Raw genomic sequence first — 16,379 nt, 5'->3', positions numbered from 1 at the left:
GAGTGGCTTACTTCTTGGCCTGACCGGCGGCGACCTCTTCCGCCGTCCAGTAGCCGGAGTCGATCAGCGTCGCCTTGATGTCGTCCTTGTAGACGGTCGCGATCGGCAGCAGGTACGCCGGGACGACCTTGACGCCGTTGTTGTACGTCTGGGTGTCGTTGGCCTGCGGCTGCTTCTTCTGCAGGAACGCCTCGGCCGCGTTCACGGCCTGCTCGGCCAGCAGCCGGGTGTCCTTGAAGACCGTGGAGCTCTGCACGCCGTCGTTGATCAGCTTGATCGAGGCGATCTCCGCGTCCTGGCCGGTAACCACCGGGAGCTTCTTCGCGCCCTTGCCGTAGCCGGCGTTCTGCAGGGCGGTGATGATGCCGCGGGAGATGCCGTCGTACGGCGAGAGCACCCCGTCGACCTTCGAGCCGTCGTTGTAGCTGGAGGTGAGCAGGTTCTCCATCCGCTTCTGCGCGGTCTCCTGCTGCCACCGCAGGATGGCTACCTGCTCGGGGGTGGTCTGCTTGGACTTGACGACCAGCGTGCCGTTCTCGATGAACGGCTTCAGGGTGTCCATCGCGCCGCCGAAGAAGTACTGGGTGTTGTTGTCATCCAGCGACCCGGCGAAGAGCTCGACGTTCAGCGGCCCCTTGGCCGTGCCCTTCGAGCCGTCCTTGTTCAGCAGGCCGAGGCCGACGAGCAGCGCGGTGCCCTGGGCGACGCCAACCTTGTAGTTGTCGAAGCTGACGTAGAAGTCGACGTCCTTGCTGCCACGGATCAGTCGGTCGTAGGAGATGACCGGGATCTTCGCGGCGGCGGCGGCCTGCAGTTGGCTGCTGAGCGCGGTGCCGTCGATCGCCGCGAGGACCAGAACATCGGCACCCTGGGTGATCATCTGGTCGACCTGCTGCGACTGCGTGGGGATGTCGTCGCCGGCGTACTGGAGGTCGACCTTGTAGCCCTTGGCTTCCAGCTTCGACTTCACCGCGTTGCCGTCGGCGATCCACCGCTCCGAGGTCTGCGTCGGCATCGAGACACCGATGGTCAAATCGCTCGGCTTCTCGTCACCGGACTTCTCACCGCTGCCCGCACCCCCGCCGCTGCACGCCGCCAAACTCAGCGCGAGTGCCGCGCCGCCGAGAGCAACCAGGAATTTCCTGCCCACGGGCTTCTCCTCTCTGGACTCCCCCGCCGACTGCCGGGGCCAAGTGTCATCTTTCGGGTAGTGTTAGCGCTCACATAGATTGCGTCAACACCAGATCCGAAATACCGGTGTCACGGTCTCGTAACGGAGCATCCAGGCGAGCGTAGCCATGTGGCCGATCCACCGGAAGGGCAGGACGCGGCAACTCAGCGTGGTCGTCCGCAGCACTCTACAGACCGGTGCCCGCGGACGACATCTGTCGTCCGCGGGCACCGGCACTGCCGTCGGATCAGGTGGGTCGCCGCGACCTCGGCGGTCGGCGGCCCCGGTCGGCTACCGCTGCGACCACCGCTGGTTCGCCGCCGCGGTGCAGGTCCAGAGGATCACCGTGGTGCCGTTGGCGGTGGCGTTGCCGTTGACGTCCAGGCAGAGCCCCGACTGCGTGTTGCTGATCGTGCCGTTGGCGTTGACCGCCCACTGCTGGTTGGTCCCGCCGTTGCAGTCCCAGATCTGCACCTTGGCGCCGGCCGCGGCGTTCGGCGGCGCGTCCAGGCACTTGCCCAGGGCCTGCAGGGTCCCACCGCTGCTGGTCCAGCGCTGGTTGGCAGCGCCGTTGCAGTCCCAGATGACCGGCTGCGTGCCGTTGGTCGTGTTGCTGTTCGGCACGTCGAGGCAGCGACCGGAGGCGGCGCTGGCGTACGCGCTCGACGTGGTCGGCGGCGGCGTCGTCGGAGGAGTCGTTCCGCCACCGCTGACCCGGTACACCACAGTGCCGTGGGCGGGGACGCTGGCGCTGATGGTCCCGCTGCTGGTGCTGGTGCCACCGGTCCACGCGTCCACCAGGGTGAACGACGACCCGGACTTGCCGATGGCCGCGGCCGTGGTCGAGATCGTCGTCGTCGAGCCGCCCTGGTTGAAGAGGGCGACGGCGACGTCACCGTTGGCGAGCCGCTTGGCCAGCACCCGACGCGTGCCGTCGAACGACACCTGCGTCCCCTGCAACCCGAGCGAGTCCTGGTTGATCGCGATCAGGTTGGCGTTCTTGAGGATCGCCTGCGTCGCCGCGTTCATGTTCCGCACGTCGTTGCCGGCGATCAGCGGAGACGCCATGATCGCCCACATCGCGAAGTGGCTGCGCATCTCCGTGTCGTTCATGCCGCCGCGGCCGATCTCCATCATGTCGGGGTCGTTGAACCCACCCGGCCTCGCGTAGGACGCCAGCGGAACGGTCACGTTGATGATGTTCTGGATGCCCATCGGGTAGCCGTTGGTCTGGCCGGTGTCCCACGCGTTGGTGATGTCCTCGGTGGTGCGCCACATGTTCGCCACGTCGCCCCAGTTGCGCTGTGGGCCGGTCTTGGCGTGGATGCTGTTGGGGTTGATGCTGTAGACGATCGGCCGACCGGTGGCGGCCAGCGCGTCACGCATCTTGGCGAAGGTGGCCACCTGGTCGTTGATGCTGCCCTCCGGCGAGCACCAGTCGTACTTGAGGAAGTCGACACCCCAGGCGGCGAACTGGCGCGCGTCCTGCACCTCGTGGCCCCGACTGCCGGTCGCCCCGGGGTAGGCGCCGAAGTACTGCGCGCAGGTCTTGTCGACCGGCACCTGGTAGAGGCCGAACTTCAGGTTCCGGGCGTGCAGGTAGTCGCCGAGCGCCTTCATCCCGCTGGGGAACCGACTCGGGTCGCCCTGGATGTTGCCGGAGCTGTCCCGGTTGGGGTTGAACCAGCAGTCGTCGACCACGACGTAGTTGTAGCCCAGGTCCCGCATGCCGGTGCTGACGATCGCATCCGCCGTCTGCCGGATCAGCGCCTCGTTGATGTTGCAGCCGAACTGGTTCCACGAATTCCACCCCATGGGTGGAGTGCGCGCCACGCCGTTGTCCAGTGCCTGCGCGGTCGGGGCGCGAAGGCCGACCAGGGCGCCGGCGAGCAGAATTCCGGCCGCCAGTGCGCTCCCCCAGCGACGACCTCGGGTATTGCGGTTCATCGAGCCTCCTTGTCGGTGACGCCCGCCCGTGTTTACGATCGCTGGTCGGTACGCCGATAGTTGGACGCCAATTTTTGTTAGCGTTAACAGAGACGCCCATCATGTTACGACGACATTTCACGAGGTTCAATACCTTCACCGCGTCGTATCGCTCGACATCGATTAGTTACCCTCAGCAACCCATCGAGCCGCGTCTTATTCGACGGGGAAGCCGAAAATTGGCGCACGCTGGCGCGGCGGACCCACCCGCGCGTTCACTGCTGGGCGGGGCGGTGGCGGGGCTTCTCCCCGCACCACGCGGGGCGACCTCCGGTGGCGCCAACCGTCAGTGACGAGGTGGAGCGACGCTCTCGCGGGCGACCAGAGCGGGGGCGATGGTCTGACGCAGCGCCCCGCTGGTGCCCGACTCGATCTGGGACAGCAGCATCTGCAGGCTCGCTCGCGCCACCGCGTCGAAGTCCGGTCGGACGGTGGTCAGCGGCGGAATGAAGTACGCCGCCTCCGGTACGTCGTCGAAGCCGACCACGCTGATCTCGTGCGGCACCCGTCGACCGAACTCGTGCAGTGCCCGCAGGACGCCCAGCGCGAGATGGTCGTTGGCGGTGAAGACGGCGGTGACCTCCGGCATCCGCGCCAACATCTGCCCGCACCGGTAACCCGACGCCGCGGACCAGTCCCCCGGCATCGGCGGCGGCGGTTCCAGCCCGGCGGCCACCAACGCCTGCCGCCAGCCATCGATCCGACCCACGCTGTCGAACCAGTCGGTCGGCCCGGAGACGTGCCAGACGGTGCGGTGCCCGGCGTCGAGCAGATGTTGCGTCGCCGCCCGGGCGCCCGCCACCTGGTCGACAGTCACCAGCGGCACCGGCCGACTCGGGTCACCGTCGACAGTGACCAGCGGGACATCCTTGGGTAGGCGCTCCAGCGCCTCACCGGCCGACTCGACCGGGGCGATGACCACGATGCCGGCGACCCGGTGCGAGAGGTGCCGCTCGACGGCCGCCGAGATGGAGCGGTGGTCCAGGTTTCGCACGCTGCCGACGCTGACCGCGAAGCCCTCTTCGGCGGCGGTCTGCTCCAGGGCGGCCAGCAGCGACGCCGGACCGTAGAGCGTCGTGTTCTGCGCGACCACACCGATGACCTGCGATCGACCTGTCACCAGGGCACGTGCCGCGCCGTTGGGGCGGTAGCCGAGTTCGGCGATCGCCGCGCGTACCCGAAGCCGGGTCTGCTCACGGACGTTGGGGTGCCCGTTGAGCACCCGCGACACCGTCTGATGGGAGACACCGGCGAGACGAGCAACGTCCGTCATCGCGGGACCGTGGACGGCCATTTCACTCCCCCCGCTACATCTCCGGCCCGCGGCCCGTCGACGTCGACTGGAGCGGCCCGGCCCGATCCCCCTCGCTCAGTCACCACGCCGGTGCTGAATCCCAGGTGACCAGCGCTGGATCGCCGACAGTCTACGCCAGCAACGGCCCCGAACACGGCACGCCCGTGCGGGGACCGCTCGAGGCGCCGAAGCCGTACAACGCGGTGCCCGTTCGGAGTCCCCCACCAACTGGCACGGGACGCGGTCCTCATGTGGTACGCCGGCCTGCCCTCGCCCTGGGCAGAGCGTGGAACAGGCCGGCGAGGACCTGAGGCGGTGGCGCGGACTTCACATGCCGCCTGGGCTGCGTCGCCAGCGCCACCGCTTAGTGCGATAGTCGTGTGACCGGTGTCACGGGGTGGTCAGGTCGAAGCGCCGCACGGTGACCGCGCCACCAAGCGCCTGCGTCGCGTGGTTGAAGATGGCGAACCGGTAGCCCATGAAGAACTGCCAGTTGTTCGCCAGCGTCAGGGCATTGCCGAACGAGGTGAAGTTCACCCCGTCGGTGCTGTACGAGAAACGGGCCTGTCGGCCGGAGCCGGGTCTGATGTCGGCGTTGGCGCGCAACCAGATCCGACCACCGGAGACGGCGGTGCTCGCCACCTCGCTGCCGGTGCTGGTGGTGTTCCAGCTGCCGTCCATCGTCAGACCGTTCTGCATGACCAGTCGGGTGGAGCCGTTGTCCCGTCGGACTCCGATCCAGGCCGACGAGTTGCGCAGCACCGCCAGGCCGGTGCGATCACCGTCGCGCATGGTGGAGTAGTCCAACTCGATCGTCGCCGTCGAGGTGGGGCCCTGGATGCGGTGGGTCAGCGTGTTGCGCGCCTTGTACAGGTCGCCGGTGACTGTGGCGGTCTGCAGGTTCAGCCCGTTGTTGACCGACCACTTGCTGGTGTCCGGGTTGTGGTTCCACTCCCACTGCGGGCCGAGCGTGGTGCCGGCGAACGTGTCGGTGCCGGTGAGCGGCTTGACCGCCCGGGGCGGCGCGGGCAGGTTCGGCTTCGGGTACGAGCTGCCCCACGTGCCGTTGACAGTCTGCAGCACCGGCCAGCCGTCGCCGGTCCAGGTGATCGGGGCCATGGCCGGCATCCGACCACCGGGGTACGCGTCGACGAAGGACATGTAGTACCAGTCGCCGTTCTGGGTCTGCACCAGCCCACCCTGGTGCGGCACACCGCCACCGGAGATCGGGCCGGGCAGGTTGAGCAGCACCTGCCGCTGCTCGTACGGGCCGAACGGTCCGTTCGTCGACTTCAGCACGTACTGGCCGTTGGCCGGGCGGGTGAGCCAGATGTAGTAGGCGCCGTTGCGCTTGTAGAAGCGGGCGCCCTCCAGCGTCCCGATGCTCGACGGCGTCTGGTACACCTGCTGGGCGCGGACCTGGGACTTCCCGTCCGCGGACAGCTGCGCCACGCTGATGGTGCCGTTGCCGTACGCCACGTACATGGTGTCGTTGTCGTCGACCAGCATCCCCGCGTCGTAGTAGCAGTTGGGGATGGTGGCGTGCTTGCTCCAGGCGCCGTCGACGGCGGACGCGGTGTAGATGTGGGTCTGGGCGAAGTCGATGCACCCGGCCCAGTAGTACGTCTTGTTGCTCGGCCGGTAGTTCAGCGTCGACGCCCAGATCCCGTCGACGTAGGCGTTACCACCGCTCATGTCGTACTTCGAGCCGAAGTCGAGCTTGGGTACGGAGTGGCCGGCGAACTCCCAGTTCACCAGGTCGTACGAGCGCAGGACCGGCGCGCCGGGCGAGTAGTGCATGGTGGACGCCGACATGTAGTAGGCGTTGTCCACCCGGATGATGTCGACGTCGGCGAAGTCCTGCCAGACCACCGGGTTCGGGTACGTGCCGTTCGACGGGGGTGGCGTCGTGGGGTCGGTCCCGCCGTCGACGCGGACGAGCTGCCACTGCTGGTTGGTGCCGTTCCAGTCGTCGTACTGCACGATGTTGCCGCCGTCGGCGGTCGAGGCGCCCTGCACCTCCATCACCTTGTTGCTGTTCCGGTTGATCAACCGGACGTACCCGCCGTCCGAGTCGGCCAGCCGGAACTGCTGGTTGGTCCCGTTGTTGTCGCTCCACTGCACGACGCTGGCGCCGTTGGCGGTCGAGCGGCCGGAGACGTCCAGCACCTTGCCCGACAACCTCGACTTGAGTCGGTAGTAGCCGCCTCCGGAGTCCACGAACTGCCACTGCTGCTGATTGCCGTTGTTGCGCGTCCACTGGGTGATCCGCGCACCGTCGGTGGTGGCCAGGTTGTACACGTCCACGGCCTTGCCACTGTTGCGGTTCACCAACACGTACCAGGCGCTGGTGTCGACGGTGGCCGCTGACGCCGGCGACGAGGCGACGGCCGCAGCCGCGCCGCCGACCACCAGCACCATCGCGGCGACGGCGAGTCTCGACAGCCACCCGCGCCGTCGTGGCGCACCCCGGGGAACCCGACCGATGGAAAGCATGATCCTCCTCTGCTGACGCGAACCGTGCGGTCTGGGTCGGCGTCCGCGGCACCGGGCGGGGCACCGAGCTGACCATGCCCGGCCATGTGATCGCTAACACCGCTCGCCCGACCGTCGCGGTGACCAGGTGCCGAAACCGCGGGGGTAGGACGCGCGCGCGGCCGGACCAGCCAACGACATCGACCATCTTGGTTATAGACTGTGAGCGATAACATGCTGTTAGTCAAGGCGTAACACAATCGCCTCGGGGCCCGACTGGCGCACACGCGAACGGGTGGCCCAACCCCGCCCGCAGGCAGGGGTGGACCACCCGTTTCCGTACGATCCGACAGCGCGAATCAGAAGCCGCGGGCCAGCCGGTGGTAGGCCTGGTTCCAGCGCAGCTCGTCGGCGAAGCGGCGGGGCTCCGTGTCGGCGTCGATGACGACCAGCTCGGTACGGCTCATCTCCGCCAGGTCGTGCAGCTCCTCCACGCCCACCGCCTGCGACAGCACCGTGTGGTGCGGGGCGCCCGCGGTGATCCACGCCTCGGCCGAGACCGGCAGGTCCGGGCGCGGACGCCAGACGGCACGGGCGACCGGCAACCGGCGCAGCGGTTGCGGCGGGGCCACCACGTCGATCTCGTTGGCCACCAGCCGGAAGCGCTCCCCCATGTCGGACAGCCCGAGCACCACAGCCGGACCGGATGCGGCGTCGAACACCAGCCGGACCGGGTCCTCCCGGCCACCGATGCTCAGCGGGTGGATCTCCACGTTGGGCACGTCGGAGGCGATGGTCGGGCAGACCTCCAGCATGTGGGCGCCGAGCACCAACTCGTTGCCCGGGGTGAGGTCGTAGGTGTAGTCCTCCATGAACGACGTGCCGCCGCTCACGCCCACCGACATCGCCTTGAGGGTGCGGACCAGGACCGAGGTCTTCCAGTCGCCCTCGCCGCCGAAGCCGTAGCCGTCCGCCATCAACCGCTGCACGGCGATGCCCGGCAGCTGACGCAGCCCCCCGAGGTCCTCGAAGTTCGTCGTGAAGGCCCGGAACCCGCCCGCGTCCAGGAAGGCGCGCATGCCCAACTCCAGGCGCGCGGCGTACCGCAGGGAGTCGTGCTGCTCGCCGCCGGGCAGCAGCTCCCCGACGATGCGGTAGGTGTCCTCGTATTCCTTGACCAGGTCGTCCACCTGCGCGTCGGTGACCTCGCCGACCACCTCGACCAGGTCGTTGACGCCGTAGGTGTTGACCGAGACCCCGAACCGCAGCTCGGCCTCGACCTTGTCGCCCTCGGTCACCGCGACGTCGCGCATGTTGTCACCGAAGCGGGCCAGGCGCAGCGACCGCATCGCCGACCAGCCCAGCGCGGCACGGGCCCACGCCCCGACCCGAGTGGTCACCCGCGGGTCGCTGACGTGCCCGGCCACGGTCTTGCGGGCCACACCGAGACGCGTCTGGATGTACCCGAACTCGCGGTCGCCGTGGGCGGCCTGGTTCAGGTTCATGAAGTCCATGTCGATGTCGTTCCACGGCAGCAGAACGTTGGCCTGGGTGTGCAGGTGCAGCAGCGGTGTCTGCAACGCGTCCAGACCGGAGATCCACATCTTGGCCGGTGAGAACGTGTGCATCCAGGCGATGACCCCGACGGCACCCTGAGCGGCGGCGTCCCGACAGACCTGCAGGATCTCACCGCTGTTGGTCAGGACGGGCTTCCAGACCACGCGGGCGGGAATCTGCGGCGAGTCGTCGAGTGCGGCCGCGATCTGGCGAGACTGCTCGGCCACCTGGCGGAGCGTCTCCTCGCCGTACATGCCTTGGCTGCCGGTGAGGAACCAGATCTCGGGTTCGTTGTGTGGTGCCATGGAGTTGCCTTCCGCGAGAGGGGCGGTCACTTGTAACGGATTCCGATGAGGCGCTGGAGGAGGATGAACGCGAAGAGCAGACCACCAATCACGATCTTGGTCCACCAGGAGTTGAGGCTCCCATCGAAGGTGATGAGGGTCTGGATCACGCCGAGGACCAGCACGCCGAGCACCGTGCCGAAGACGTAACCCGCGCCGCCGGTGAGCACAGTGCCACCGATGACGACGGCGGCGATGACGTCCAGCTCCATCCCCACGGCGATCAGCGGCGCACCGGAGAGGGTGTAGAAGGACAGCAGGATGCCGCCGATGGCCGAGCAGAGACCACTGATCGTGTAGACGGCGATCCGGGTCCGCCCCACCGGCAGGCCCATCAGCAGCGCCGACTGCGGGTTGCCGCCGATGGCGTACACGTTGCGGCCCAGTCGGGTGTAGGCCAGCGTGTACGCGGCGATGGCGACCACCACGAAGGCGATCAGCACGCTGATCGACACGAAGTTGCCCTGGGGATTACCGATCCGCTCCTGCGACATCGAGGTCCAGAACCCGTCGGTGATCGGGACCGACGCGCCGGAGATGAAGGTGCACATGCCCCGGGCGAAGAACATCCCGGCGAGCGTGACGATGAACGGCTGGATCTCGAAGAAGTGGATCACGCAGCCCATCAACAGGCCGAGCGTCGGACCGATGAGCAGGGCGATGACCAGCACCAACGCCGCCGGCATGCCGTCCTGCAGCAGCGCGGCCGACACCATCGCCGTCATCGCGACCACCGAACCGACCGACAGGTCGATGCCACCGGTGAGGATCACGAAGGTCATGCCCACCGCGACGACGAGCAGGAAGCTGTTGTCGATGAAGACGTTGAAGATGACCTGGACGTTGGAGAACGCCGTGTACTGCGAGACGCCGATGCCGTACATCACCAGCAGCAGGGCGAGCGTCGCCAGGACCGGTATCTGCTTCCTCGGCAGCCGGAACCGGGTACGACCGGCGGTAAGCGTTCCAGTGGTCATGCCGGCACCTGCTCCTTCGGCTTGTCGGCGATGGTGGCGGGCGGCGGGACGTTACGCCTCCGTCGGCTGAACCGGGCCCGGAAGGCCGGTGCCTGGATCAGGCAGACGGCGATGACGACGACCGCCTTGAACAGCAGCGAGGTCTGCGGTGAGATGTCCATGGCGTACACGGTGGTCGTCAGGGTCTGGATGATCAGCGCGCCGATGATCGTGCCACTCAGGAAGAACCGGCCGCCCGCGAGGGACGTACCGCCGATGACGACCGCGAGGATCGCGTCCAGCTCGACCCAGAGGCCGACGGCGTTGCCGTCGGCACTGGAGACGTTGGCCGTCATCATGAAACCGGCGACCGCGGCACACGCGGCGCTGATCACGTACGCGAGGAAGATGACCCGGCCGGACCGGATACCGGCGAGCCGGCTGGCCATGGCGTTGCCGCCGACCGACTCGATGATCATGCCGAGTGCGGTGCGACGGGTGAACGCCGCGACCAGCAGGGCCGCGGCGAGCGCGATGAAGATGGCCAACGGCAGGGTCAACGCGTGGCCCAGGCCGATCGCCCGGTACGGCTCGGAGTTGATGGTGATGATCTGACCCTCGGTGATCAGCTGGGCGAGACCCCGCCCGGCGACCATCAGGATCAGGGTGGCGATGATCGGTTGGATCCCGATCACGGCCACCAGCACCCCGTTCCAGGCGCCGAGCACCAGCGAGACGCCCATCGCCATCGCGAGGGCGGTCACCACCACGCCGAGGCTGTTCTGGTCGGGCTGCTTGCTGATGTACATGCAGGCGATCGCGCCGCTGATCGCGCAGAGCGAGCCCACCGACAGGTCGATGCCGCCGGTGGAGATGACCAGGGTCATGCCCAGCGCGACCAGGATCAGCGGTGCGCTCAGCCGCAGGATGTCGACCGGCGTGCCGTACAGGTGCCCGTCCTTGAGCTCGATGGACAGGAACCCGGGCCGGTAGATCGTGTTCGCGGCGAGCATGACGAACAGCACGGCGGCGGGCCAGAACAGCCGGTGACCGATCATCGTCCGATAGCGGCTCATGGTGTCGTTCATCGGTCTGCCTCCTCCCGGTGGGATCCGCTGGCGATGGTCTGCATGATGCGGTCGGCGTCCAGGCTCTCGTCGTTGGCGAGCTGCGCGACCATCTGCCGGTCCCGCATGACGGCCACCTTGTGGCTGAGGCGCAGCACCTCCTCCAGCTCGGCGGAGATGAACAGCACCGCCATGCCACCGTCGGACAGCTGCGTCACGAGCTTCTGGATCTCGGTCTTCGCCCCGATGTCGATGCCCCGGGTGGGCTCGTCGAGGATCAGCAGTCGCGGCTCGGTGATCAGCCACCGGGCCAGCAGCACCTTCTGCTGGTTACCGCCGGAGAGGTTGCGGACCGGCACCTCCGGGTCGGCGGGCCGGATGTTGAGGGCCTTGACGTACTTGTCGACCAGCTCGTCCTGGCGGCGACGCGGGATGGGCCGCAGCCAGCCGCGGGCCGCCTGCATGGCGAGGATCATGTTCTCGCGGACCGACAGGTCCGCGACGATCCCCTCGGCCCGGCGGTTCTCCGAACAGAAGCCCACACCGTGGTCGATGGCCTGCGCCGGGGTGCGCAGGCTGCTCGCCGTGCCGTCGATCGCGACCTGACCGCCGTCGGTCCGGTCCGCGCCGAACAGCAACCGCGCGACCTCGGTACGCCCCGAGCCCAGCAGGCCGGCAAGGCCCACCACCTCGCCAGCATGGATCGTGAGGCTGAACGGCTCGACAGCACCCGACCGACCGAAGTTCGACACCGCCACCAGGGGGGTGCCCTCCTCCAGCGCGGCCAGATCCCGCCGGGAGTGCTCCTCGATGCCCTCCAGGACGTCGAGTTCCTTGCCGATCATCTTCTCGACCAGGGAGAGCTGGGGCAGCTCGGTGGTGAGGTACTCGCCGACGAGCCCGCCGTTGCGCAGCACGGTGATCCGGTCGGCGATCTCGTAGACCTGGTCGAGGAAGTGGGTCACGAACAGGATCGCGATGCCCTCGTCGCGCAGTTGCCGCATGATGCGGAACAGCTGCGCCACCTCGCCGGCGTCGAGGCTGGACGTCGGCTCGTCCAGGATCAGCACCCGGGCCTTGATGTCGATGGCGCGGGCGATGGCGACCATCTGCTGGATCGCGAGCGAGTACGAGCCGAGTGGCGCGCTGACGTCGAGGTCGAGGTCGAGGCGGGCCAGCAGGGCTCGGGCGCGGCGGCGGACCTCACCCCAGCGGACGGCGCCGAAGACCCGAGGCTCACGGCCGATGAAGATGTTCTCCGCCACCGAGAGGTTGGTGCAGAGGTTGACTTCCTGGAAAACGGTGCTGACACCGGCGGCGGTCGCCTGCATTGGCCCGGTGAACGACACGGGCTCGCCGTCGAGGGTGATCGCGCCCTGGTCGGTGTCGTAGACGCCGGTGAGCACCTTGATGAGCGTGGATTTGCCGGCGCCGTTCTCGCCCATCAGGGCGTGCACCTCGCCGGGAAAGAGCCGGAAGTTGACGTCGTGGAGTGCGCGCACCCCGGGGAAAGACTTGCTGATCCCGGTCATCGTCAGGACCGGACGGCTATCCGTCATCCCATCAGACCTCTTCTGGGTTGTCGACACGGAAGGGCCGCTACGCTCCCGCCACGCCCGCCCGGTCGTCCCTGGGGAGGGCCGCTCGGGCGGGCGTGGTTCGGAGGTCGTCGCGGGCCAAGCCCGGTCCGTTTCGGGTAGGAAAGCGACGCGGCGGGGCCGCCACGCGAACGCGGCGACCCCGTCGTCGATCAGTACTTACGGTTGGGCAGAGCTTCCTTGGCCTGCTCGGTCGTGAAGGTGGTCTCCTCGGTCTCGATCCGAGTCGGCACCTCCTCGCCCGCGTGGACCTTCTTGGCCAGGTCCATCAGCTGCGGGCCGAGCAGCGGGCTGCACTCCGCGATGAAGTTGAACTTCCCGTCGGCGAGAGCCTGCATGCCGTCCTTGACGGCGTCGACGGTGATGATGGTGATGTCCTTGCCGGGCACCTTGCCGGCGGCGGTGATCGCCTCGAGCGCGCCCAGACCCATGTCGTCGTTGTGCGCGAACAACACGTCGATCTTCTTGTTGGCCTTGAGGAACTGCTCCATGACCTGCTTGCCGCCGGCGCGAGTGAAGTCACCCGGCTGGGAAGCGATGATCTTCAGGTTCGGGTTGGCGGCGATCGCCTCACCGAAGCCCTTCTTGCGATCGTTCGCCGGCGCCGCACCCGTGTTGCCCTGCAGCTCGACGATGTTCACCGGGCCCGAGGCGGTCTTCTTCTGCTCGACCAGCCACTCACCGGCGAGCTTGCCCTCCTTGACGAAGTCCGAGCCGAGGAAGGTCTTGTACAGCGACTTGTCGGCCGAGTCCACCGAGCGGTCGGTCAGGATGACCGGGATGTCGGCGTCCTTGGCCTCCTTGAGCACGGTGTCCCACCCGGACTCCACCACCGGCGAGAAGGCGATGACGTCGACCTTCTGCTGGATGTAGTTGCGGATCGCCTTGATCTGGTTTTCCTGCTTCTGCTGAGCGTCGTCGAACTTCAGCTCGATCCCGGCTGCCGTGGCGGCCTCCTTGATCGAGGTGGTGTTCGCGGTACGCCACCCGCTCTCCGCACCGACCTGGGAGAAGCCCATCGTGATCTTGCCGTCGTCCTTGGTGCCGCCGCCGCCCGTGTCGCTATTGCCGCAGGCCGCCACGCCGCCGACCAGCAGCACGCTGGCGAGGACCGCGGCAGCGCGCCACGGAGCGGACTGCGTTCGCATCTTTCCCATCGAATCTCCTTGGCTGGATGTGGTGGGTAACCGCGCCAACCGCCGAGGTGCGAAAGAGCGGCGTACGCGGGTGGTGCGTGCTGGTGCGTCGTGGTGCAGACCGACGGGTCCCGGTTTATCGGTGCAGGGTCAGGAACCCGCCGGTGCGACTGGTTGTTGGCCGTAGACGTTCTGGTAGCGGTCGTAGAGCGAGTCGATGTCGGCCTGTGCCATCGGGACCGGCTGCCCGAGGGTGTGGGCCAGGTGCGCGGTGCGGGCCACGTCCTCGCACATGACCGCCGCCTTGACCGCCGCGCGGGCGTCGCGGCCGATGGTGAACACGCCGTGGTTGCGCATCAGCACCGCGGGCGAGCGGTGCCCGGCGAGCGTGGCGACGATGCCCTTGCCGATGTCGTCGCCGCCGATCAGCGCGAACGGGCCGATCGGGATCTCCCCACCGAACTCGTCGGCCTGGGCGGTGAGGTGGCACGGGATCGACTCCCCACACGCGGCCCAGGCGGTCGCGTACGAGCTGTGCGTGTGCACGACCCCACCGACCTCGGGCATGGCCCGGTAGACGTAGGCGTGGGCGGCGGTGTCGCTGGACGGAGCGAAGTCGCCCTCGACGAGAACGCCGTCGAGGTCGCACACCACCATCGTGGCCGCGGTGAGGTCGTCGTAGCTCACCCCACTCGGCTTGATCACCATCAGGTCCTGGCCGGGGACCCGCGCGGAGACGTTGCCGGACGTCCAGGCGACCAGGTTGTACCGGGTCAGCTCGGCGTGCAGGCGGGCGACGGTCTCGCGCAGCTCGGCGATCTGTCGGGTCACCTCGGCGTTCACGCCACCACCTCCAGCGGGGCCTCGTGGGTGGTCGCGGCGGTCTCGACCGCCGCGTTGCGGATCGCCCGAAGGCGGAGCATGACGTCGTCGCCGCCACGACCGAAGTGGTCGTGCAGCGCCCGGTACTCGGCGTAGAGGGCGTCGTAGGCGCGGGCCCGCTCGGGGTCCGGACGGTAGACGGCCTCGTGCACCCGACCCATCGCCTGCGACGCCTCGTGGATCGAGGGGAACTCACCGGCGGCGACGGCAGCGTGGATCGCCGAGCCCAGCGCCGGACCCTGCGCCGAGGCGATGATGTTCAGCGGTCGCCTGGTCACGTCGGCGTAGATCTGCATCAGCAGCGCGTTGTTTGTCAGACCACCGGCGATCACCAGGTCGTTCACCGGGACCCCGGCGTCGACGAACGCCTCGATGATCATCCGGGTGCCGTACGCGGTGGACTCCAGCAGGGCCCGGTAGATGTCCGCTGGCCGGGTGGCCAGGGTCATGCCGACGATCATCCCGCTGAGGTCGTGGTTGACCAGCAGGGAGCGGTTGCCGTTCCACCAGTCCAACGCGATCAGGCCGTGCGCGCCGACGGGCTGACTCGCGGCCAGTTCGGTGAGGCGTTCGTGCGAGTCGACGCCGGCCGGAGCGGCGTGGTCGACGAACCAGCCGAAGATGTCGCCGACGCCGCTCTGCCCGGCCTCGTAACCCCACGCGCCGGGGCTGATGCCGCCGTCGACCACACCGCACATGCCGGCCACCTCGGCGACCTCCGCGCCGTTGACGACGTGGCAGGTCGAGGTGCCCATGATGGCGACCAGCCGACCGGGCTGCACCGCCTGCGCGGACGCAGCGGTGACGTGCGCGTCGACGTTGCCGACGGCCACCGCGATCCCCTCCGGCAGGCCGGTCCAGGCGGCGGCCTGGGCGGTGAGCGCGCCGGCCCGGGCGCCGAGGGGCAGCAACGGGCCGTCCAGCTTGGCCACGAAGTCGCCGAAGTTGGGGTTGAGCGCGGTCAGGAAGCCCTCGGAGGGGTAGTGGCCGTCCTGCAGGATGCCCTTGTAGCCGGCCGTGCAGACGTTGCGGGTCTCGGTGCCGCAGAGTTGCCAGACGATCCAGTCGGCCGCCTCGATGAAGCGCTCGGCCCGGTCGTAGACCTCCGGGTCCTCCTCCAGGATCTGCAGGCCCTTGGCGTACTGCCACTCGGCGGAGATCTTGCCGCCGTACCGGCCGATCCACGGCTCGGCCCGCTCATGGGCCAGCGCGTTGATCCGGTCGGCGTGCGGCTGCGCGGCGTGGTGCTTCCACAGCTTGACCCAGGCGTGCGGTCGGTCGCGCAGCTCGGGCGTCTCGCACAGCGGGGTGCCGTCGGCGAGCGTCGGCAGCACGGTGCAGGCGGTGAAGTCGATGCCGATGCCGACCACCGCCGCCGGGTCCACCCCCGCGGCGGATACCGCCGCCGGGACGGCGTACCGCAGAACGTCGCGGTAGTCCTGCGGGTTCTGCAGGGCCCAGTCCGGGGGCAGGGTTCGACCTCCCGGAAGCGCCGTGCTGATCACGCCATCGCCATACTCGTGCACCGCGGTCCCCAACTCGGCACCATCGCCGACACGGACCACCAGAGCTCGCCCGGACAGGGTGCCGTAGTCGACACCGACGACGTAGCGGTCGTTAGCTCCGTCCACACGGTTCATGTTCACCTCCACCGTTAACGGGGATAGTGTTAACGCTCACATCCAGGCTCGTCAAGACATCTACCCGCAACAGCTCCGTAACGGAACGCGGAAGGCGGACCGACTCGGGAGGGTAGATAGCGGACCGGTGCAAACCCCAAGATTCCGGCCTCAACTGCCGCAGCCATCCGACGAATGGGGCCCACGGCCGGTACGACCGCCGCCCGGAGGCCCGTCAACAGGCGACGCGACAGGTCCAGGACGCCGCACATCGCGGCATCGTGGTCCGATAGC

At 68.3% G+C, this 16,379-nt stretch carries 11 protein-coding genes; all 11 read right to left on the bottom strand.

Features of this window, described 5'->3' with window-relative positions:
- Nucleotides 1–7: 7 nt before the first annotated feature.
- On the bottom strand, nt 8–1,150 hold the full coding sequence (chvE, locus tag OHB44_RS11085; RefSeq protein ID WP_091401170.1) for a multiple monosaccharide ABC transporter substrate-binding protein: 1,143 nt from the start codon (nt 1,148–1,150) through the stop codon (nt 8–10).
- Between the two features lie 312 nt (nt 1,151–1,462).
- Nucleotides 1,463–3,118, bottom strand: a complete 1,656-nt coding sequence (locus tag OHB44_RS11080; RefSeq protein ID WP_330440717.1) for a glycoside hydrolase family 27 protein — start codon at nt 3,116–3,118, stop codon at nt 1,463–1,465.
- Nucleotides 3,119–3,443: 325 nt separating this feature from the next.
- Nucleotides 3,444–4,430 carry a LacI family DNA-binding transcriptional regulator gene (locus OHB44_RS11075; RefSeq protein WP_238686376.1) on the bottom strand — a complete coding sequence of 329 codons (987 nt, stop codon included), beginning with the start codon at nt 4,428–4,430 and terminating at the stop codon, nt 3,444–3,446.
- 411 nt (nt 4,431–4,841) lie between these two features.
- Nucleotides 4,842–6,947, bottom strand: a complete 2,106-nt coding sequence (locus OHB44_RS11070; RefSeq protein WP_330440716.1) for a family 43 glycosylhydrolase — start codon at nt 6,945–6,947, stop codon at nt 4,842–4,844.
- A gap of 338 nt (nt 6,948–7,285) precedes the next feature.
- On the bottom strand, nt 7,286–8,788 hold the full coding sequence (gene araA / locus OHB44_RS11065; protein WP_330440714.1) for an L-arabinose isomerase: 1,503 nt from the start codon (nt 8,786–8,788) through the stop codon (nt 7,286–7,288).
- A gap of 26 nt (nt 8,789–8,814) precedes the next feature.
- Nucleotides 8,815–9,804 carry a galactofuranose ABC transporter, permease protein YjfF gene (gene yjfF / locus OHB44_RS11060; RefSeq protein WP_238686379.1) on the bottom strand — a complete coding sequence of 330 codons (990 nt, stop codon included), beginning with the start codon at nt 9,802–9,804 and terminating at the stop codon, nt 8,815–8,817.
- Nucleotides 9,801–10,871 (bottom strand): ABC transporter permease, encoded by a 1,071-nt coding sequence (locus tag OHB44_RS11055; RefSeq protein WP_238686380.1) that lies wholly within the window; start codon nt 10,869–10,871, stop codon nt 9,801–9,803. Before OHB44_RS11055 ends, yjfF begins: the two co-directional genes overlap by 4 nt.
- A complete protein-coding gene (locus tag OHB44_RS11050; protein WP_238686381.1) occupies nt 10,868–12,409 on the bottom strand; it encodes a sugar ABC transporter ATP-binding protein in 1,542 nt (513 codons plus the stop codon). Before OHB44_RS11050 ends, OHB44_RS11055 begins: the two co-directional genes overlap by 4 nt.
- A gap of 191 nt (nt 12,410–12,600) precedes the next feature.
- A complete protein-coding gene (locus tag OHB44_RS11045) occupies nt 12,601–13,605 on the bottom strand; it encodes an ABC transporter substrate-binding protein (protein ID WP_372488391.1) in 1,005 nt (334 codons plus the stop codon).
- Between the two features lie 129 nt (nt 13,606–13,734).
- Entirely contained in the window at nt 13,735–14,427 is a 693-nt protein-coding gene (locus OHB44_RS11040) for an L-ribulose-5-phosphate 4-epimerase (protein WP_238686382.1), read from the bottom strand.
- The gene (gene araB, locus OHB44_RS11035) at nt 14,424–16,106 is read right to left on the bottom strand and encodes a ribulokinase (protein ID WP_330440712.1); all 1,683 of its coding nucleotides are present in this window, start codon (nt 16,104–16,106) and stop codon (nt 14,424–14,426) included. The genes OHB44_RS11040 and araB overlap by 4 nt, the downstream gene beginning before the upstream one ends.
- Between the last annotated feature and the right edge of the window lie 273 nt (nt 16,107–16,379).

The organism is Micromonospora sp. NBC_00821, from assembly GCF_036347035.1.
Taxonomy (GTDB): Bacteria; Actinomycetota; Actinomycetes; order Mycobacteriales; family Micromonosporaceae; genus Micromonospora; species Micromonospora hortensis.
Note: the sequence above shows the minus strand (reverse complement) of the source record. Positions and strands in the feature narration are given on the sequence as shown.

Coding starts and splice junctions, on each gene's coding strand:
- OHB44_RS11080 (WP_330440717.1), bottom strand. CDS start 3,118: ATGAACCGCAATACCCGAGGTCGTCGCTGGGGGAGCGCACTGGCGGCC.
- OHB44_RS11045 (WP_372488391.1), bottom strand. CDS start 13,605: ATGGGAAAGATGCGAACGCAGTCCGCTCCGTGGCGCGCTGCCGCGGTC.
- OHB44_RS11070 (WP_330440716.1), bottom strand. CDS start 6,947: ATGCTTTCCATCGGTCGGGTTCCCCGGGGTGCGCCACGACGGCGCGGG.
- OHB44_RS11050 (WP_238686381.1), bottom strand. CDS start 12,409: ATGACGGATAGCCGTCCGGTCCTGACGATGACCGGGATCAGCAAGTCT.
- yjfF (WP_238686379.1), bottom strand. CDS start 9,804: ATGACCACTGGAACGCTTACCGCCGGTCGTACCCGGTTCCGGCTGCCG.
- OHB44_RS11055 (WP_238686380.1), bottom strand. CDS start 10,871: ATGAACGACACCATGAGCCGCTATCGGACGATGATCGGTCACCGGCTG.
- araB (WP_330440712.1), bottom strand. CDS start 16,106: ATGAACCGTGTGGACGGAGCTAACGACCGCTACGTCGTCGGTGTCGAC.
- araA (WP_330440714.1), bottom strand. CDS start 8,788: ATGGCACCACACAACGAACCCGAGATCTGGTTCCTCACCGGCAGCCAA.
- OHB44_RS11075 (WP_238686376.1), bottom strand. CDS start 4,430: ATGACGGACGTTGCTCGTCTCGCCGGTGTCTCCCATCAGACGGTGTCG.